Annotated in this window: 17 protein-coding genes; 13 read left to right on the plus strand and 4 right to left on the minus strand. The window is 44.5% G+C overall.

Going from position 1 to position 16,197, the window contains the following annotated elements; all coding sequences use genetic code 11:
* Window positions 1–373 precede the first annotated feature (373 nt).
* Window positions 374–1,837: a helix-turn-helix domain-containing protein gene (locus QZL69_RS04015; RefSeq protein WP_022213940.1), complete on the minus strand. Its 1,464-nt coding sequence runs from the start codon at window positions 1,835–1,837 to the stop codon at window positions 374–376.
* Between the two features lie 271 nt (window positions 1,838–2,108).
* Between QZL69_RS04015 and QZL69_RS04020 the strand changes: the two genes are divergently transcribed.
* The 4 genes from QZL69_RS04020 (at window position 2,109) to QZL69_RS04035 (ending at window position 6,393) form a co-directional block, all read left to right on the plus strand.
* Window positions 2,109–2,675, plus strand: coding sequence for a hypothetical protein (locus QZL69_RS04020; protein ID WP_022213941.1), 567 nt, complete (start codon window positions 2,109–2,111; stop codon window positions 2,673–2,675).
* Window positions 2,676–2,850: 175 nt separating this feature from the next.
* Window positions 2,851–3,444, plus strand: coding sequence for a hypothetical protein (locus QZL69_RS04025; protein ID WP_022213942.1), 594 nt, complete (start codon window positions 2,851–2,853; stop codon window positions 3,442–3,444).
* A 410-nt stretch (window positions 3,445–3,854) separates the two neighbouring features.
* Window positions 3,855–4,907, plus strand: coding sequence for a DnaJ C-terminal domain-containing protein (locus QZL69_RS04030; RefSeq protein ID WP_022213943.1), 1,053 nt, complete (start codon window positions 3,855–3,857; stop codon window positions 4,905–4,907).
* A 235-nt stretch (window positions 4,908–5,142) separates the two neighbouring features.
* Window positions 5,143–6,393 carry a CDP-alcohol phosphatidyltransferase family protein gene (locus QZL69_RS04035; RefSeq protein ID WP_118252172.1) on the plus strand — a complete coding sequence of 417 codons (1,251 nt, stop codon included), beginning with the start codon at window positions 5,143–5,145 and terminating at the stop codon, window positions 6,391–6,393.
* 1 nt (window position 6,394) lies between these two features.
* Here the strand turns inward: QZL69_RS04035 and QZL69_RS04040 are convergent, their stop codons facing one another.
* Genes QZL69_RS04040 through QZL69_RS04050 form a run of 3 tightly spaced genes read right to left on the minus strand, consistent with a single transcriptional unit; the run spans window position 6,395 to window position 9,553 of the window.
* Window positions 6,395–7,900: an ATP-binding protein gene (locus QZL69_RS04040; RefSeq protein ID WP_022213945.1), complete on the minus strand. Its 1,506-nt coding sequence runs from the start codon at window positions 7,898–7,900 to the stop codon at window positions 6,395–6,397.
* A gap of 29 nt (window positions 7,901–7,929) precedes the next feature.
* Window positions 7,930–9,165 carry a vWA domain-containing protein gene (locus QZL69_RS04045; RefSeq protein ID WP_022213946.1) on the minus strand — a complete coding sequence of 412 codons (1,236 nt, stop codon included), beginning with the start codon at window positions 9,163–9,165 and terminating at the stop codon, window positions 7,930–7,932.
* 52 nt (window positions 9,166–9,217) lie between these two features.
* Window positions 9,218–9,553: a hypothetical protein gene (locus QZL69_RS04050; protein WP_022213947.1), complete on the minus strand. Its 336-nt coding sequence runs from the start codon at window positions 9,551–9,553 to the stop codon at window positions 9,218–9,220.
* A gap of 135 nt (window positions 9,554–9,688) precedes the next feature.
* Here QZL69_RS04050 and upp point away from each other — a divergent pair, with 135 nt between their 5' ends.
* From upp to QZL69_RS04095, 9 genes are all read left to right on the plus strand, one after another.
* Window positions 9,689–10,318: a uracil phosphoribosyltransferase gene (upp, locus tag QZL69_RS04055; RefSeq protein ID WP_022213948.1), complete on the plus strand. Its 630-nt coding sequence runs from the start codon at window positions 9,689–9,691 to the stop codon at window positions 10,316–10,318.
* Between the two features lie 10 nt (window positions 10,319–10,328).
* Window positions 10,329–10,961 carry an endonuclease III domain-containing protein gene (locus QZL69_RS04060; protein WP_022213949.1) on the plus strand — a complete coding sequence of 211 codons (633 nt, stop codon included), beginning with the start codon at window positions 10,329–10,331 and terminating at the stop codon, window positions 10,959–10,961.
* A gap of 71 nt (window positions 10,962–11,032) precedes the next feature.
* Window positions 11,033–11,950, plus strand: coding sequence for a ketopantoate reductase family protein (locus tag QZL69_RS04065; protein ID WP_022213950.1), 918 nt, complete (start codon window positions 11,033–11,035; stop codon window positions 11,948–11,950).
* A gap of 21 nt (window positions 11,951–11,971) precedes the next feature.
* A complete protein-coding gene (locus tag QZL69_RS04070) occupies window positions 11,972–12,445 on the plus strand; it encodes an acyl-CoA thioesterase (protein ID WP_022213951.1) in 474 nt (157 codons plus the stop codon).
* Between the two features lie 38 nt (window positions 12,446–12,483).
* A complete protein-coding gene (locus QZL69_RS04075; protein WP_022213952.1) occupies window positions 12,484–12,942 on the plus strand; it encodes a metallophosphoesterase family protein in 459 nt (152 codons plus the stop codon).
* Between the two features lie 149 nt (window positions 12,943–13,091).
* Entirely contained in the window at window positions 13,092–13,334 is a 243-nt protein-coding gene (locus QZL69_RS04080; RefSeq protein WP_022213953.1) for a hypothetical protein, read from the plus strand.
* Between the two features lie 22 nt (window positions 13,335–13,356).
* The gene (locus QZL69_RS04085; RefSeq protein WP_022213954.1) at window positions 13,357–14,367 is read left to right on the plus strand and encodes a helix-turn-helix transcriptional regulator; all 1,011 of its coding nucleotides are present in this window, start codon (window positions 13,357–13,359) and stop codon (window positions 14,365–14,367) included.
* A complete protein-coding gene (locus QZL69_RS04090; protein WP_022213955.1) occupies window positions 14,351–15,319 on the plus strand; it encodes a biotin--[acetyl-CoA-carboxylase] ligase in 969 nt (322 codons plus the stop codon). Before QZL69_RS04085 ends, QZL69_RS04090 begins: the two co-directional genes overlap by 17 nt.
* 190 nt (window positions 15,320–15,509) lie before the next feature.
* Window positions 15,510–16,175, plus strand: coding sequence for a F0F1 ATP synthase subunit A (locus QZL69_RS04095; protein ID WP_022213956.1), 666 nt, complete (start codon window positions 15,510–15,512; stop codon window positions 16,173–16,175).
* Window positions 16,176–16,197 lie beyond the last annotated feature (22 nt).

Consider the following 16,197-nt stretch of genomic DNA (forward strand, 5'->3'; position numbering starts at 1 on the left):
CTTGACAGGAAGTAAGTTATTTAAAGGTCTACAGAAATCGGAGAGGAAAATGACTGGGAGATGAGTAAGTGATCAGGAAGTCAACAGAAGTTAGGAGTTTTGGATGACTACGTTAAAAGAAAGTAGCAACAGAGTACATAAATTCGAAAAAAATGGATGGTTAGAATTGTACTTGCCTACAAGCAAGTCAATAAATTATCTCCAGGAGGATGCTCCAGAGGACACTTATTTACATGAAGGTCTTTCTACCTGAAATACCAGTGAATAGTAACGGCTTTAGAAGCAGGTTTTCATTCCGCTTGCCATATTCCGAAAAAACATGAAAAATATGAGTCAGCCTTTAGAAAAAATAAGGCTGGCTCGTATTTTTATACTATTTTGCTTCCAGCTGCTCAATCATGCGATAAATGATCTGCTCGGCTTCCTCAGGCTTGTAGTAAACATCCGGATCCATATTTGTCAGGAATTCCTGAAAGATCTGCAGGATAAATGGCTCTGTGATCGCGAAGCACATATGATCACCTGAATTTGTCTGATAAGTAAGTGAGCATGTGTTACCACAAAGACACATACGAAGGTTTTCTGACAAATGGTTCAGAGGCTTCTTCAAAATGCGGTAGGAACCGTTATGACAGCATTGTGCGATTTCACGGAGAATCCGGATTCGCTGCGCTATATTTAACGGATGATAAAAGGTTTGTGGAATTTCTTCAAATAAACCTTCTTGCAGGAAACGGGTCATTCCATACTCTGTAAAATATATAATAAATTTTTCGTCGTTGATCAGCTGCATATTATTGTTGAACAAAGTATCTGCCATAGATATAACAGAATCTGCCCCAGGAATATCATAATTGAAAATATCTTCCAACAAGTCTCTGCGTAAAAACGGGAGAATACAGGCTTCAGGCTGAATATTGATGAGCAGATCGGCAGAAGCTCGCGTTCTGGCAACAAATTGGAAAAGGGATGGCAGATCATCTGCAATAATAGGAAAAGTCTGAAATGCAGGCTGACAAAGATCTCGATGCGAATGAAACAGATTCCACAATGCCTGCAGGATATTCGGATCCTGATACAAAATTCCTGTCTGATAATCAGAAGAACACGTGATAGCAAATTCCGAGGTCAGGATCATATATGGCAGAGCAGAGAGATTCTGAAGATGCGAGATCTCATTTGTACAAAAACAATGGATACGATAATCCAGCTTATTCATATAGACTGGAAACAGATTTCGCAGATAATAAAGCTCATAAAGTTCATGCGCGTCTGTAAACTGAGCAGTACGGTTCAGAATGAAAATATGGTCGATCTGCAGCGAACCGGCAGGCTGGATCGTGGACAGCAGATGCAGCAGAAATGGATAGTCAGGCTGCAGGAAAAGAGCGATTTTTCCATTTGGCTTAGCGGCTTCCGACAATAAAATCTGATGGACAGAAGAATCTATTGCCTGTCTGGAATTTAGCAGAAGACAGTTCTGGGTGGGGGAAAAATCTTCCTTCAGATCAGGTGCGGAAGTTGCCAGATTATAAGAAGGCTGAGAGGATCTGTTTGGAAAATCAGACAAAAAGTGTTCGATGCTTTTACAAATATAGTAAGCATCATCTCCCATACGGGCCATTTTCCAGGATTCCTTAAGTTGGTAAGTCTCTGAAGGAGTAAGCTTCATAAAATAAGCCATCTGCTCTACTAATTCAGCAGACATAGGTTCACGTTTCCCATTAATAAATTTATAAACTGTAGAACGCTCCAGATCACAGTACTGAGCCAGAGCCATCACTTTGATTTTTTTCTCATGGATATAATTTTTCAGTAAATCAGAAAATACAGACATATGTAAAAATCCTTTCGCAAGTTCAACTATTAATCCTTAGTATACCATATTCGTTATAACGAAAGTGAAAAATCAAACAAAATTTGGCAAAAAGTACTATAAAAATCTGGCCACAAACTATGCCCCATCTTGTGATATAGTTGGAATTTTCTTAAAATTAGATAAGTAAGGTGCTACGGAGAAGAAATAAAAAAAGCTATCCGAAATAAAAACAAATTTGCAAATACACCATGATAAACTAAAAACATCTTAAAGATAAGGAGGACAAGAGATGAAAAACACAAAACAGACAGTACTGAAAAAGAAAGCAAAACAGTTATGTTGTATTTTACTGACGGCTATTTTGTGTATAGGAATGACGTTGCCGGTTATGGCTGCGTCATCGAAGTACAATGCGGCAGTGTCAAGCTACAAGAAGTACATGAAAGGCAAGCGCGGTAGTTACAAAATTGTGGATGTCGATGGAAACGGAATTCCGGAACTGCTTATGCATAACAGCTCTGCCGGGATTAATGAAGTTCGTACCTACAATCCAAAAACAAGAAAAAATGTAAGGGTAGGTTCTATTGGATATGGAAAGGGATACAACCTGTCGATTAAGTATTCCAGAAGTTGCCATACTGTAATGGTCTGCAATGCGAACACAGGTGGAAGTGAGTATTACATCTACAAGATCAAAGGCACCAAAGCTACGAGAGTAGTGAGGGCCGAACGTTTTAATGGTAAATTCAAGAGTGGATATGCAATCAATGGAAGGAAAGTAAGCTATTCCACTTATAACAAGACCATTAACAGATATATGAAGAATGCGAAAACAGTTCGTTCAAGCGGATATTGATGCGGCGCGATTATGAAAAAGGAAAAAGAAGAAGTACAAAAAACATAGGTATAGAACTTTAAAAAGGTTACTATACTTATGACCGTTTAGAGACAAAAGAGAAATATGTAGCAAAATAAATATGCAATTATGATATGTTAGAATTAAAAGCAGTAATCGAGAGGAGAAAAAAGGAATGAAACGAAGTATTTTATCAAGGATGGCAGCATTTTTGTTGATTTTTGTACTGGGATTTGCTGTAGTAGCAGGAAACAATGTTTCGACGGTAGAAGCGGCAGCCAGAAGTTCTTCCATCAACATGAACATTTTCAAAAAGAAAAATGTACGGACTTATCTTCAGGATATGTCTTATGCAGGCGGAATTAATTTTTCCGGGCAGACGCAGTTAAAGAAGAATCTTCCTAAAATTGTCCGTCGAGATTTCCTGTATGCAAACTGGAAAAAATACAAACGTTATCAAACGGGAGTAGATATGCTGGTTCCGAAAAGCGTTGTCCTCAAACATATACAGGATACCTACGGAATCAAAGTAAAAAGTGTGAATCTCCCGGTAAAAAAGGGAAAGTATCTGCTCAAAGAATTGTGGTGGCAGAGTGAAACTGTGATGAAATATTACAACGCAGTCCGCACAAAAACAGGAGCTACGATCACGATCAGGGGCAGCTTGTTTGGCAGATATGAAGGAAAAGAAGTGATTACAGTAAAACCTGCACGAAATTCGATGGGATTTGTAATCACATCCATGAGATATTATAGAGCAGGCAGGTAAAGTTTATTCCGCTTGACATATTCCGAAAAACCATGGAAAATAAGGGTATCAGAAATAAACTGGATGCATGGTTAGCCAGAAAGAGCAATTGGTTAGTCAGAAGAAGCAGTTGGAAATAAAAGACAAACAACTGGAACAGCAGGAGAAAGAATTACAGGAATTACGCCGTATGCTTGCAGAAAAAAATAAATGAATGAAGATGGGAAAGAACAAAACAGGGGCTACGATCACGATCAGAGCCAGGTTGTTTGGCAAGTATGCAAGGACAGGAAGCAAAAATCTTTCCGCACCATCTTGACATATCAAAAATCGAGTGTTATATTACAAATAGAACAAAAGACAAGGGCAGGGGATGCGGGAGTTTATGACCGCATCTTCTTTTCTATACGAATATAACCGGAGGTGGCATTATGGCTAAGAGAGATTATTATGATGTCCTTGGGGTCGGAAGAAATGCCGATGCGAAGGAGATCAAGAGAGCATACAGGAAACTTGCGAAGAAATATCATCCGGACATGAATCCGGGGGATAAGAATGCGGAACAGAAGTTTAAAGAGATCACAGAAGCATATAATATCTTAAGTGATGACGAGAAGAAGAAACTGTACGACCAGTATGGTTTCGCGGCCTTTGAAGAAGGTGCAGGTGCCGGAGGTGCTTATGGCGGAGGCCAGGGATACCATGGTCAGGGTGGTTTTGGCAGTGGATTTGGCGGCTTCGGCCAGGGCGGCAGCGGCTACCATGAATACCATTTCGAAAACGGTAACATGGGCGATATGGGAGATATTTTTGGAGATATCTTTGGAAATATGTTCCATGGTCAGAGCGGCAGCTTCGGAGGTCAGGGCTTCCACAGCCAGAGCGGATTTGGCGGCTTCGGCGGAAGAAGTACGCAGGCAAAGGGCAGTGATCTTCACTCAGAAGTAAGCGTCAGCTTCGAAGAAGCAGCCTTTGGATGCGACAGAGTGATGAGGCTGTCTGATCCATCTGGAAATGGCGTTACCCAGACACTTAAGGTACATGTCCCGGCAGGCATCGAAGATGGCAAGAGCATCCGTCTGAAAGGCAAAGGAAATCCGGGATTCAATGGCGGTCCTGCAGGAGATCTTTTCCTCAAAGTCAATGTGGCATCGAAACCTGGCTTTGAGCGTAAAGGAATGGATATCTACACAACAGCAAATATTCCATTTACAACAGCCGTATTTGGCGGCGAAGCCAAAGTCACCACCCTGTACGGCGATGTGATCTGCAAGATCCCGGAGGGTACACAGTCCGGACGTAAGATCCGTCTGAAAGGCAAAGGAATTGTTTCTATGAAAGATTCTGCTGTCCACGGCAATCAGTACGTAACTGTACAGATCCAGGTACCGCAGAACTTAAGCCCGGAGGCAAAAGAAAAGCTGAGAGAATTCCAGCAGGTCTTGCGTAAGGATACACAGAAGAGAAGAGGAAGTGCAGCATAAAGCACTTCCTCTTTTTGTATCTGTGTCGAAAACGAAAGAATTCCTTATTTTTATCTTAGCTTTATGAAAAGAGATTATGAAATTTCTGTAAAATCGGATATTTTGGGCATTTTGTGGATTGATTAAATCTTATAAATAGGTATATTATACCTACAGATAAATGAAACAAGAATGTAATGACTGAAACAATAAATTGCCCCTGGCATGCAGCCAGCATATTCGGAAAGGTGATATTTTGAATTATCTGAAGAAATCAAAACATTTGTGGATGATTCCGCTGTATGGGATTTTTTATATGGTATCCTTTATGCTCGTAGAGCGAAGCGATGTGAAAATACATATCATCCATTCGCTGGCAGATGACAAAATCCCGTTCTGCCCGTATTTTATTATTCCATATGTGATGTGGTACTTTTTTCTGATCGGTACAGTGGTTTATTTCGTGCTGTTCTGCCCGGGCAAGAAGGAATATTATCAGTATATTGGCACTCTGGCAGTGGGAATGACCTTGTTCATTCTGGTTTCCTATGTTTACCCGAACGGACAGAATCTTCGACCGGATCTGACCGGGGAGAGCGGTATTTTTATTTCAGCGGTCAGATTTTTGTATAAGATCGACACGCCTACGAATATTTTTCCAAGTATCCACGTATTTAATTCTGTGGCAAGCTGTGTAGCACTTTTCCAGAATGAGAGATGCAGGAAAAATAAAGTATTTACAGCAGCACAGACAGTTCTGACAGTGTCTATCATCATGGCAACCATGTTCCTGAAGCAGCACTGTGTTTCAGATGTAATGACAGCACTGATTCTGAATATCCTGTGTTACCAGCTTTTCTACCGTGTGATTCCGGCAAGGCAGGAGAAGCTTGCAGAAGTTTTTACACGTAAAGAAATCCTTACCGTACCGAATCTTCTGAGCCTTATCAGACTCGGACTTGCAATTCTTTTCCTTGGAATCTGCGAGAGACATGGTATGAGAGGAAACAGACCGGCTCTGACCATGATCATCCTGGCAGCGGCAGCGACCGACTTCCTGGATGGAAGAATTGCGAGATCCTTTAATCAGATCAGCAGGATCGGAAGACTGCTTGATCCACTGGCAGACAAGGCAATGCAGGCAGTGATGCTGGCGTGTCTGATATCACGTTATCCGCTGGTGAAACTTGTGATGATCCTGTTTGTGATAAAAGAAACATACATGCTGGTCGTAGGCTGGAAAGTCATTATGGAGACCGACGCGACCGGGGAAGCTCAGTGGCATGGCAAGCTGAATACAGCAGTTACTTATGTAGTTGTGATGATTTTGACAGCAGGAGTCAGACTTCCGTATTCGACAGCCAATGTGCTGATCGGGGCTTGTGCTGTGTGCATGACGATGTCCTTCGTAATGTACGGGGCTGAATTCCGCGAGGCACTGGAGCGCAAAAACGGTCTGATGGGACCGAAATACCGTAGGAACCTGAGCGGCAGAGACTGGATCTGAATCAGGAGTGCCTTTCAATTTCCCGGAGTAATGACTGCCGTTTCTCCTGAAACATCAACTGTTCACTGTAATGAAAATAAGGCTCGCATCCAAAAGTGCTGATAAACTGTACCGCCTTTGGATTGTGGCTCAGATCTGAAGTCAGGAAAAGAAGTTCCGGTCCATCTTCAAAGGCTTCACTTGCAAAACGATATCCATTTTCCAGTGCGAGAGAAGTTTGTGCGGCAAGATCTTTGCGATTATCTACCTCGTCTCTCAGGGCATCCCTGAGAATGGCGAGGTTTTTTTGCGGATCATTCACCCGTTTCTTACGTGTTTCGACAAGACAGCTTTCCAGAATTTTTGTGATTTGTTCGTTCTGCTCATAGTCCGCAGAAGAAATAAGATGATTTTCCAGCTTAACTTTCAGAGCCTGTTTTCGCTGTATAATGATTTCATCGAGTGTTTCTTCGCGCAGCAGGGCGGCACGGATCTGCTTCAGCGTGTCGTGGAGTGCTGTTGTAAACTGATCTTCTTTCTGGAACTGCTGGAAAAAACTGTTCCACCCATCGAGAAGAAGCCCCGCGACAGAGATTTTTTCATCGGTGGAAGCTTGCTGTACGAGATTACAGCGGTCCTGAAATTCTTCCTCAGAGATACGACCGGAGAGCAGTTCCGGAATCCGGTAGTCCTGGCGGTATTTTGCATAGAGATCATAATATCCGGCAAAATCCCTGGCAGTTTCCGGTTCCTGAAGATACTGCAGGACCAGGTCTGCGTCCGGTGTGAGATCAAGATCCTCATATCCATACAGAATGGAAGAAAGATCTTCCCATCCTCGTGCTGTGACGAAGCGGACACCGGAAGCAGTGTTTTCTACATGATAGAAACGATCATTATGTAAACTTAAATAAGAAAGGATCGCCGGATGGATGCCCTTTGCCCAGGCATATTCCTTCCACACGGCGAGATCGGGTTCCACATCGATCCGTTTCACACGGTCCAGCGTGACAATGTCGAATTCGCGGGCAGATTTGTTATATTCGACAGGGTTTCCGGCGGCAACAATGACCCAGCCTTCCGGGACAGGATGTGTGCCGAAAGTTTTGTTCTGGAGAAACTGAAGCATGGTCGGGACCAGAGTTTCCGATACGCAGTTGATCTCATCAATGAAGAGAATCCCCTCCTGGCAGCCACTTTTTTCAATCGTTTCATAGACAGAGGCGATGATCTCACTCATCGTATATTCCGTGATGGAATATTCTTTACCCTGATAATTTTTCTTCACGATAACGGGAAGTCCTACGGCACTCTGGCGGGTGTGGTGCGTGATGGTATAGGCGGTAAGACCGATTCTGCATTCCCGGGCAATCTGTTCCATGATGGCAGTCTTGCCGATCCCGGGTGGTCCGATCAGAAGAACCGGACGCTGGCGGACAGAGGGCATGAGATACTGTCCGTGCGCGTCTTTACGAGTGTAGATCTGTATCGTGTGGAGAATTTCTTCTTTGGCTTCTTTAATATTCATAGCGTGATCCTTTCTGGATATGCATAGGTTCAGGATTTTTTTGCATCAAGATATAACTTTACAGCCCATGCAGGAACTTTTTGGTGCATGGATTTTTCTTTATAAAAAACAAAAGCGGTTTCGTAGTCGGTGGCTTTTTCCGGATAGATCCCATCGCCGTCTGTGAAATAGAGAAGTCCCTTGAGATTTTTGAGTTTCCGTTCTTCGCGGAGCTTTTCCACGTATTCAAAAACGGGCCGGAAATCGGTCCCGCTGCGTCCGTGGATACGGAGGTTCTGTAGATAATCCTGCCAGTCTTTTTCGCAGGTAATATGTGCCACATCCTGTATAAAGCAGTCACATTGGATAATATAGAGGTTCATTTTGCGGAAAAAATTCTCCTGGTCGCTGAGGATTCCATAAGTTTCTTCCATAAATCGACGGACGGTGTCTGCTGAGCAGGAGCCGGAAGTATCGATCGCGATGACAAGCTCCTCAAGCCGGGTGACTTCCTGGTACTCGAGATATTCGATCAGAGGGATATTTCCATAATGATCAAGCCCGAATATATAGGGAATATAGTCGAAACTCTGGGCATCGGTATGGATTTCTTCCCTGTGGACGGCAAAACGTCTGAGAAAATGGTGAAAATCGTATTTGCCTTTTTCCTCGACAGAGAGTTCTTCCACCTGATTTCCGGGAGCACTGCCGCGTCCGCTGTTGCCGTACAGCCCCATGCCGGCGGCACCGGACATACCACCGAGAGTCTGTCGGATCGTCTCGAGGAATTTCTGGCGGTCGGTGTATTTCCAGAAGTTGTGGTCGTCAAGTGGAGTGATGGGTTCAGCTTCAGCAGAAGGTTCTGACGAATCTGGTTGAGAGGAAGAATCTGAGACGGCTGCGTTCTGGAATTCCTGATAGATTTTCATCGGGTCACGTTCCCTCTTTTCATTCTGAAGGATCCTCTGGACAGCCGCATCACAGGCGAGATCCCAGAGTCTGCGATCCGGTGGCACATCCATGATGAGATGAAGGAACAGGCAGTGATACAGCATGTGCAGAAAAAGCTCCTCCAGTTTCGTGGATGATTCCTGGAAGCTTTTTATTACAAAATCAGGGTTGAAATAGATATTCCTGCCGTCAGTTCCAGCAGTTTCGGTATCTTCAGATTCTTTAAAAGAAAAATTCCACAGAAGTTTCCGAAAAAAGGGATATTTTACGGAAAGCTGTTCCCGCGTGAAGTCCCAGATCTTCTGATAAAGGGAAAAATCGCCGGAAGGTTTCATAAACAAAATCCTTTCATACTATAAAATGAACTTCAAAATAAAAGTCAGATTTTCAGAGAGAAAAATCTCTGTCATGAAATCCGAAGGAATCTTTTTTTAACCGGAGAAGAAAAGCAAGGATCTCGGTCTGTCCGCAAATGGAAGCTTCCTGGATAAACTGTTCCAGTGCGGGAGCAGTCAGCGGGGCAAAAGCGCATAAATTGCGGATACGTGCCAGATCACCGCCATGGATCAGTTCAGTCATGGCAGGACGGAAACGGGTTCGTAGATAACTCTGATAGCGGGCTTTCCAGTCAGGATCCTCTGTTTCGATAAAGCGTTTCAGGGCAATTGTAAGTTTCTGCTTCTCCTGCCCGGAAGAGAGAAAAATCTGCTCATAATCAGTCATAAAATTGCTCCTAACATAAGATAAATATAAGTTAAGTGTAACATGTTTGCGGTGGTTGTCAATAACTGAGAAATAGGGTATAATCACCATAGAAAATGTAGAAAATTCGATACAGAATCATCTATGGAGGTTGAAATGGAGAATGTATTTATTATGGATCATCCGCTGATCCAGCATAAAATTTCTATGCTTCGTAACAAAAATACAGGAACAAATGAATTTCGTAAACTGATCGAGGAGATCGCAGTACTGATGGGATATGAGGCACTGAGAGATCTTCCACTGGAAGATGTTGAGGTAGAGACACCGATCGAAACCTGCATGTCACCTATGATCGCAGGCAAGAAGCTGGCTGTTGTTCCGGTACTTCGTGCCGGACTTGGAATGGTCAATGGTATCACTACACTTGTTCCGTCTGCAAAGATCGGACACATCGGACTTTACAGAGATCCTGAGACACATGAGCCGCACGAATATTACTGCAAACTGCCGGATCCGATCGATCAGCGTCTAATCGTTGTCACAGACCCGATGCTTGCAACAGGTGGTTCTGCTGTGGACGCAGTCAGAATGATCAAGGAACACGGCGGCAAAAATATCAAATGCATGTTTGTTATCGCAGCACCGGAAGGATTGGAGCGTCTCCATAAAGAGCATCCGGATGTACAGATCTATGTAGGACATCTGGACCGTGAACTGAACGACCATGCATACATCTGCCCGGGACTTGGCGATGCTGGAGACCGTATTTTCGGTACTATCTAAGGAGCGCAGAATGACCAAAGAAGAACTGGCTCTGGAAGTGATCGACAGACTTAAGAAGGAATACCCGGATGCAGGATGCACACTGGATTATGACCAGGCGTGGAAGCTTCTTGTGAGCGTGAGACTGGCAGCCCAGTGCACGGATGCGAGGGTCAATGTAGTCGTAGAGGATCTTTATGCAAAATATCCTGACGTAGCTTCTCTTGCAGCAGCAGAACCGGAGGAGATCGAGGCAATCGTCCGTCCCTGCGGTCTTGGCAAGAGTAAGGCGAGGGATATCAGCGCGTGTATGCGGATCCTTCATGAGCAGTACAATGACAACATCCCGACCACATTCGAAGAACTTCTCAAACTCCCGGGTGTAGGACGCAAGAGTGCAAACCTGATCATGGGAGATGTCTTTGGCAAACCGGCGATTGTGACAGACACACACTGTATCCGTCTGACGAACCGTATCGGTCTGGTTGACGGCATCAAGGATCCTAAGAAAGTGGAGATGGCTCTGTGGAAGATCATTCCGCCGGAAGAAGGCAGTGATTTTTGCCATCGTCTTGTTTGCCACGGAAGAGAAGTCTGTACTGCACGGACAAAGCCATATTGTGATAAATGCTGTCTGGAGGATATCTGCCAGAAGAATATATAACGACCAGGCTCCTCACTATATGAGGAGCCTGTTTTGAAACATAATACAAGTGATCAAAGGAGGAATCTGGTGTGAAATACGCAATCATCGGGGCAGGAGGAACCGGAGGGACTCTTGGATTTTATCTTACAAAAGCAGAAAAGGACGTAACTCTGATCGCGAGAGGCAGCCATCTTGAGGCGATGCAGAAACAGGGACTTACCATGAGGCAGCTCTGGGATGGAAAAGAAGAGACCATTCCTGTCAAAGCATGCCGGATGGAAGAATACACAGAGCAGCCAGATGTGATCCTGGTGTGTGTCAAGGGCTATTCCCTGACGGATCTGATCCCGGATATCCGCAGGATTGCCGGACCGGAGACAGTAGTTCTTCCAATCCTGAATATTTATGGAACCGGCGGCAGATTACAGAAAGAATTTCCGGATCTCACCGTACCGGATGGATGCATCTATGTATCAGCGGCGATCGAGGAGCCGGGAGTGATCCTTCGCCATGGCAAGATCCTTCGAGTTGTTTTTGGCGCGCGGACTCCTTCTGAAGAGACAGAAAGCATGAGAGCGATCGCACGGGATATGGCATCCGAAGATCTGGAAGTGATTCTTTCACCGGATATCCGCAGAGATGCGATGGTGAAGTTTTCCTACGTATCACCGATCGGAACGGCAGGTTTATATTACAATGCCACGGCAGTTGATTTTCAGCAGGAAGGCGAGAAACGTGAGATGATCTGCGAACTGATGCGTGAGATCGTTAATTTGTCCCATGCAATGGGAATTGAATTTGAAGAAGACCTTGTGGAACGAAACCTCAGGATCCTTTCAAATCTCGCACCGGAATCAACAACATCCATGCAGAGAGATGTTATGGCAGGAAAGCAGTCTGAGATTGACGGACTTGTATATGAAGTTGTGCGTATGGGCAGAGAATACGGCGTGCCGATGCCGGAATATGAAAAAGCAGCCGCACAGTTTCAGAAACAGGGATTATAGTTATAAGAAAAGAGAAAAAATATGAGAAAGATGAAACATATGGAGGATTCCCGTACCGAAAATACTTATCTCATCATGAATAAGCACATCAACGGCTACGGCAGGCTCTTTGGCGGAGTTCTGATGCAGTGGATCGATGAGATGGCGGGGATCGTAGCGTACAGACATGCAGGAACGATCGTGACGACTGCCTGTGTGGACAATCTGAATTTTAAGGCAGGAGCCTATCTGGGAGACACCGTGGTCCTGATCGGAAAGCTGACTTACGTCGGAAGAACTTCCATGGAAGTACGGATCGATACTTATGTAGAAAGTCCTGACGGAACACGCAGGGTCATCAACCGTGCCTATGAAGTCATGGTCGCACTGGATGAAAACGACAACAAGGTCGAAGTTCCCGGTCTGATCGTTGAAACGGAATCCGAGAAAGCTGAGTGGCTCGGGGCACAGAAGCGTAATGAACTCCGAAAGGAAAGACGCAGAGAGGGCTACTGATAATATCATCAGATCTGAAAGAAAGGAAGTGACATCATATGGCAAAAAAAATTGGCATCATTTCAGACACTCATGGTTTATTAAGACCGGAAGTCCTGGAAATCCTCAAAACATGTGACTGCATTCTGCATGCAGGTGATGTGGACAGACCGGAACTTCTTGACAGGATCCGTTGCCTTGGTTCCATCTATGTCGTAAGAGGAAATAATGACAGAGACTGGGCTGAGGGGATTGCAAAGACACTTCGTTTCACTATAGAAGGTGTGAAATTTTTTATGACACACAACAAAAAAGATGTGGCATGGGAGCTTGGCAGTGCCCAGGTCGTGATCTTTGGTCATACGCACAGTTATTCTGAAAAAATGGTCGACGGAAGATTGTGGCTGAATCCGGGAAGCTGTGGAAGAAGCCGTTTTGGGCAGGAGGCCACGATGGCTGTCATGAGCGTGGATCAGGGGACGTATCATGTGGATAAAATTGTGTTCGCAAATAAATAGTGAACATATATTCTGAAATTTAAGTTTGTCCCGTTTTATTGGACATTTAATATGAGATACTCTTTATATCGAAAAGATGTTCGGAAAATATGTTCAGAACAAATATTCGAAATTCTCAAACCATAATACGATATAAAGGGGATCTTACTATGATGAACACAGCAGAAACAGCAAAGAGACACTACGAGACAGAGAACAGAGAGAGCCATACAGAGAAGAAGAAATTTTCCAATGTCATGGCAATGATACTCGGAATACTGGTAACAGTGGAGATCATGATCCTGGGTGCCATGGTCATGAAGATCGATGTGCATTCTGCTGACAGGATTGCGATGGCACTGGCATTTGTGGTAGTATATTCCGGTGTGGTAGCAGCACTGACTGACAAGTAATAAGAAGGATAACAGACAATACATGCCGAAATCATTTAACCAGAAACTCAAAATATTATACCTGATGGATGTGCTGCTGGAGCGGACAGATGAGGAGCATCCCATATCTGCGAAGGATATGGCACAGTATCTCAGAGGATACGGGATCAGTGTCGAGCGCAAGACAGTTTACGATGATATTGAGGCACTGAGGATCTATGGACTTGATATCCGCAACCGCCGTGGGAAGGTTGGCGGTTTCTATATAGCGAACCGGAAGTTCCAGCTTCCGGAAGTGAAGTTCCTGATGGATGCAGTACAGTCTTCCAGATTTGTCACACAGAAGAAATCCAGAGAACTGCTCCGCAAACTGGAGAGCCTTGTTATCCCGGAAGCTGCAAAGAAACTCCGTGAGCAGCTTTTTATCGAACCAGGCAATAAGACAGTCAACGAGGAGATATACAGCAACATCCAGACGATCTATGACGGCATGTCCAGGAACAGACAGATCCGTTTTCATTATTACGAATGGACTCTGTCCAAGGAACTGAAACCCAAGAAGAATGGAGAGTGGTATCAGGCCAGCCCATGGAAGATGATCTGGAAGAATGAGAATTACTATCTTCTGGGACTGGATGAGCGAAGCGGAGTTGTGAAGCATTATCGCGTGGACAAGATGATGCAGGTAGAGGTAATTGAGAAGCAGAAGAGAAATGGCGGCAATATTTTCAGGGATTTTGATCTCGGGAAGTTCTCTTTCAGTACTTTCGGGATGTTCGGAGGGAAGGAGAGAAGTGTCCGGATGGAGTTTGAGAATCAGTTTGTAGGCGTTGTGCTTGACCGTTTTGGTCAGGATGTCATGCTGATCCCCAAGGATGAGAATCATTTTTCCATGCAGGCACAGATCAAGGTCAGTACACAGTTTTTTGGCTGGCTTGCAGGACTGGGTACAGGAGCCGTGATCGTATCACCGGAGAATATCCGCAGGGAATATGTATCATTTCTCAAGAAGACCCTTAAGAATTATGGAGAGAAATATGACGGTAAAATCTAAACTTTTAGGAATATTAGAACAGCAGAAGGGGGAAACTCTTTCTGGAGAGAAACTTGCCGAGGAACTTCACTGTACCAGAGCTGCGATCTGGAAGGCGGTGAAGTCCCTGAGGGAAGAAGGATATACAATAGAGGCAGGACAGAATAAGGGCTATATGCTGGTGAAGGACAGTCATCGTCTTTCCATGGAAGCAATACAGCCCTTTTTAGTTTCACCGGAAGTTTATCTGAAGGTATATCGGGAGATCGACTCGACCAACCGTGCCGCGAAGGAAGCGGCGGTAACCGGACTTGCCGGTCATGGTGGATGCGTTGTGGCAGGGAAGCAGACAGCAGGAAGAGGACGGAGAGGCAGAAGCTTCTATTCTCCGGAGGAAGCAGGACTCTATCTCAGTGTTATCCTTAAACCTCGCGGGAGCCTCAAGGAGAGCCTTCTGCTCACCGCAGAGGCGGCTGTGGCAGTCTATAAGGCTGTCCTTCGGACTACTGGTATCTCACTTGGAATCAAGTGGGTGAATGACCTCTATTACAATGAGAAGAAGGTCTGCGGCATCCTGACAGAAGCTGTCACAGACTTTGAGAGCGGAGATATTGACTTTGCCGTAGTTGGGATCGGGCTGAATCTGTATGAGGCAGAGGGCGGATATCCGTCTGAGATCAGGAATGTCGCCGGAGCCCTGTATGAGAACCGGGAAGCGGCAGCAGGACTGGATCGTAACCGTCTTGCCGCTGAGATCATCAATGCCCTTCTGGAAGAGACAAGAGAGCTGCGTTTACCTCCTGAATATATCCAGCAGAATCTTGTCCCGGGAAGGGAGATCCAGATCGTGGACGGGCAGGATATCCGTAAGGCGAAGGCACTGGAGATCTGTCCGGACGGAAGGCTCAAAGTACAGGAGTCTGACGGCTCTTTGTCTATTTTAGCCTATGGAGAGGTTTCACTTATAATATGAGATTATATTTAATATAATTGTGCAATGTGTATAGAATCGGCTGATCTTTTCGGACAAAATGGGGAGAATGGATATTGACTTTTTTTTGACAAAGCGTAAAATAAAGGAATCAAATGACAGACCGGTATGACCAATATGTTGGTTCGGTCGGAGAAAAGGAGGGAGAAAGACGGGGAATTTATCAGCCACATTGGCAGAAGAGCTTGAGAGCAAGACATTGTTTACGATACCAGTGTTCGGCGGAATACCGATTGCAGAGAGCGTCGCGGTTACCTGGGTCATTATGGCCGTTCTGGTAATACTTTCTCTGATACTGGTTCGAAATCTTAAAGTCGAGAATCCAGGCAAAAAACAGCTTCTTCTGGAATCAGGAGTAAGTTTCCTTCAGGATTTCTTTGTGGGAATTCTGGGAGAAGAGGGAAAACGGTATGTCCCTTATCTGATGTCAACCGTAATTTTCATTGGAATAGCCAATATAGCAGGTGTGTTTGGGTTTACACCACCGACAAAGGACATGAATGTTACCATAGCATTGTCGCTTATGAGCATTATTCTGATCGAATATGCAGGATTTCATAAGAGAGGACTTAAGGGATTCCTTAAGAGCTTTGCAGAGCCTGTGCCGATCATGCTTCCGATCAATATTTTGGAGCTTGCGATCAGACCAACATCTCTGTGTATGCGATTATTTGGTAATGTTCTGGGAAGCTTTGTTGTAATGAAATTGCTTGAATTTATATGTCCGGCAATTCTTCCCATACCGTTCAGTCTGTATTTTGATTTCTTTGACGGATTCATACAGGCTTATGTATTTGTATTTTTAACATCCTTGTTCATCAAGGAAGCAATCGAGTAAGACAAAAGAAAATTTGATATCT

The sequence above is a fragment of the Blautia sp. CAG:237 genome (assembly GCF_000436615.1).
GTDB lineage: Bacteria > Bacillota > Clostridia > Lachnospirales > Lachnospiraceae > Blautia_A > Blautia_A intestinihominis.